Genomic DNA, 2,707 nt, shown 5'->3' with positions numbered 1-2,707 from the left:
TGGCCAGCATCCTCGTCCACTTCATCGTCAACTTCTGGACCTTCTCGATCCCCGTCAACGGTTGAGCAACGTCAATACCACACCTGATTGCGACCGTGCCTTTTCGCCTTGTACAGGGCGGCATCGCTGCGCCCGATCATCGTCTCGCAATCATCCCCCTGGTGGTAACTGGCCACGCCAAGGCTCGCGGTCTTGAAACCGACCGTGGGCAGCTCGCTGTTGGCGATCGCCGTGCGCAGTTTTTCCGCCAGGTTGGCGGCCCGCGCGAGATCCGTGTTCGGCGCCACGATCAAGAACTCCTCGCCGCCCCAGCGCCCCACCACATCGACCGCGCGCGTATTGCGCACCAGCACCTGGGCCAGGCACACCAGCACCTCGTCGCCGACCTGATGGCCATGCTCGTCGTTGACCCGTTTGAAGTGATCCATGTCCACCATGATCACCGAAAACGGCGTCCCATAACGCTGCGAGCGCATCAGGTTTTCTTCCAGCACCTGCTGCAGGCGGGTGCGGTTGACCAAGTCGGTCAAATGATCGGTCACCGACAGCTTGGTCGCCTCGAAGAAGCAGAGGGCCGCTTCGGCGATGGCCAGATCCTCGTCCTCGAAGCACAGCGAGACCTGTGGCGATTGGTCGCGCCGCAGGCCAATCAGCAACACCATGCCGCTGCGCGGCGACGCGGTCCAGAGCCACTGGCGAAGGCCTTGCGCGCGCAGCCGCTCGCTCACCGCCGGCGGCACCTGCTGGGTCGTCATATTGAGCGGCAGTTCCGAGAGCGGCGTCGCGAGGGTCAGTTGGAAGTTCGCATCCAGGCCCAGCGCATGCGCGACCTTCAAGGTCCCGGCGCTGCCCTGCGTGAGCACCGCAGCGCAATCGATTTGCAGGGATTCGACCAGCAGCGCCACCAGATGCTCGCCGAGGCGCTCGTCCGCCTGCCGATTGGCCGGCTCGCGACCGGCGAGCAGATACAGGCGCTGAATAATGCGCGCGATGGCGCGCTGACGATAGGCGTCGCGGCGCGCCGCCCGCAACTCGTGATGCGCTTGCAGCAGACGCGCGCCGAGATCGTCGGACTGGTGGCGGTAGAAGTCGAGGGCTTGCGGATCATCCATAAAGCGATTCCCTAACGGCAGCAAGAGCCCTTTCTCATTTCTGGAACCAGCAACCCCAGTCGTGGGTTTCGTGGTCGATGGTGATCGACGATCAGTTTCAACCAGGATCTCCGCGCGGTCAATCGAGCGAGGCTCAGCCCGCGTCCCCGGCCCGGGTGAAGACCGCCATCACCCCGGTCCAATCCAGCGGCCGGGGACGCCCTTGCACCGGGGCGATCTCGACCCCGGAGAAGAATCCAAGCAGCGGGCAACGCGCGCCAATCAGGTCGCGCACGGGCGCGGATTCCTCCTCCTCCGTGCCGCTGAACGCCAGCGAGCGACCCGCGCAGTCGATGTAGAGTCCAAACAAGGGCGTGGCCGCACCCAGTTCGGCAAGCAGCGAGTCGGTCTGTTGCCGCACCGAGTCGATCATATTGCGTGGCTCGATGTCCATGAGTTGGATGCGGGTGCCAACGGCAAAGTCGGCCTCGCAGAGCATCAAGGCCCCGGACTCGGCATCCGCAGCCATGACCAAACGGTTATTGTAGTGCGCTTCGGCAAAGGGCGCGAAGGGATCGCCCTGCTTTTCGCCCAGCGCCAGGGCGAGCACCGGCGGCGCCATCCGCGCGAACTCGGCCGCCGACAGCGCCAGGCGCTCGGCCACCACCGACAGCGCCGGTCGGCCGTCGAGTTCGAGGATGCGTTCGCCGTCGAGGCGGGTGATGGTCAGGAAATCGCTGGCCGGATAACAGCCATGGGTGATGCGGATATGGCTGTGCAGCCCCTTCGGCATCGACACCGCGACAACGCTGTGGCGGCGCGCCTCGCGACCATCGAAGACGACGCTGGTCTCCATCGCTAGCTCGCCCAGGGTGCCGGCACCGATCAGCTGCGCCTCGAGGCCATCGAGCCCGGCATGGAAGCCGTCGACCAGATGGCTGCCGATATGCAGTTCCAGCGGCGCGGGCGAATGCACCGAATCGTAGAGCAAGAGGATCGTCGCGGCCTCGGGGTCGGCCGCGCGCAACGCGGCGCCGAGGCGTTGCCCGGCGGCATGGGCGTCACAGCGCCCGGCCTGCGTCTCGCTGACGATCGCTCCCGGCGTCAGCGGCTCGGCGAACAACAGCAGCCCGCACTCGAACCTCGTCAGCGTCGCGCCGCCGCCGGCGGTGATCAGCCCGGCGGTGCTGCCACCGACGATCGGGATCTCGCCGAGCACGTTGCGCAGGCCTTTCAGCAGCGCGGCCGGGTCAAGGCGGCCGCCGGCGAAGGCCAAGGCCCAGCTCGGTGCCGCGCCAAGGCGCTCGCGAGCTTGGCGCGCGGCGCGCTGGGCCGCAGTGAAAGCGTCATTATGGCGCGCCTCGCCCAGGGCCGGGTTGGTGGTATTCCAGGACATCCAGCACCCCTCTCATCGATCACTCGCGCAGTCTAAGGCCTGCCGCCTAGGTTGGCTACTCGCCCCACCCGTGCCACCCCTGAAACCCATGCCCAACTTGATTGATGCGCCATGATCAATATTGTCGACGGGTTCAAACTCAACCCTCGTGCGCTGTGCTAGCTTGATAAACAGGCGGCTCCAACCCTGAAGCCACCCTGCGCGGTTCTGCTCCTTGAGA

At 66.0% G+C, this 2,707-nt stretch carries 2 protein-coding genes; both read right to left on the bottom strand.

Going from position 1 to position 2,707, the window contains the following annotated elements:
* Nucleotides 1-71: 71 nt before the first annotated feature.
* Nucleotides 72-1,112 (bottom strand): diguanylate cyclase, encoded by a 1,041-nt coding sequence (locus tag ACLFQI_RS13250; RefSeq protein ID WP_410760025.1) that lies wholly within the window; start codon nucleotides 1,110-1,112, stop codon nucleotides 72-74.
* Between the two features lie 133 nt (nucleotides 1,113-1,245).
* Nucleotides 1,246-2,487 (bottom strand): FIST signal transduction protein, encoded by a 1,242-nt coding sequence (locus tag ACLFQI_RS13245; RefSeq protein ID WP_410760023.1) that lies wholly within the window; start codon nucleotides 2,485-2,487, stop codon nucleotides 1,246-1,248.
* Between the last annotated feature and the right edge of the window lie 220 nt (nucleotides 2,488-2,707).

The sequence above is a fragment of the Halochromatium sp. genome (genome assembly GCF_046541315.1).
Lineage (GTDB): Bacteria > Pseudomonadota > Gammaproteobacteria > Chromatiales > Chromatiaceae > Lamprobacter.
Note: the sequence above shows the minus strand (reverse complement) of the source record. Positions and strands in the feature narration are given on the sequence as shown.

Coding starts and splice junctions, on each gene's coding strand:
- ACLFQI_RS13250 (WP_410760025.1), bottom strand. CDS start 1,112: ATGGATGATCCGCAAGCCCTCGACTTCTACCGCCACCAGTCCGACGAT.
- ACLFQI_RS13245 (WP_410760023.1), bottom strand. CDS start 2,487: ATGTCCTGGAATACCACCAACCCGGCCCTGGGCGAGGCGCGCCATAAT.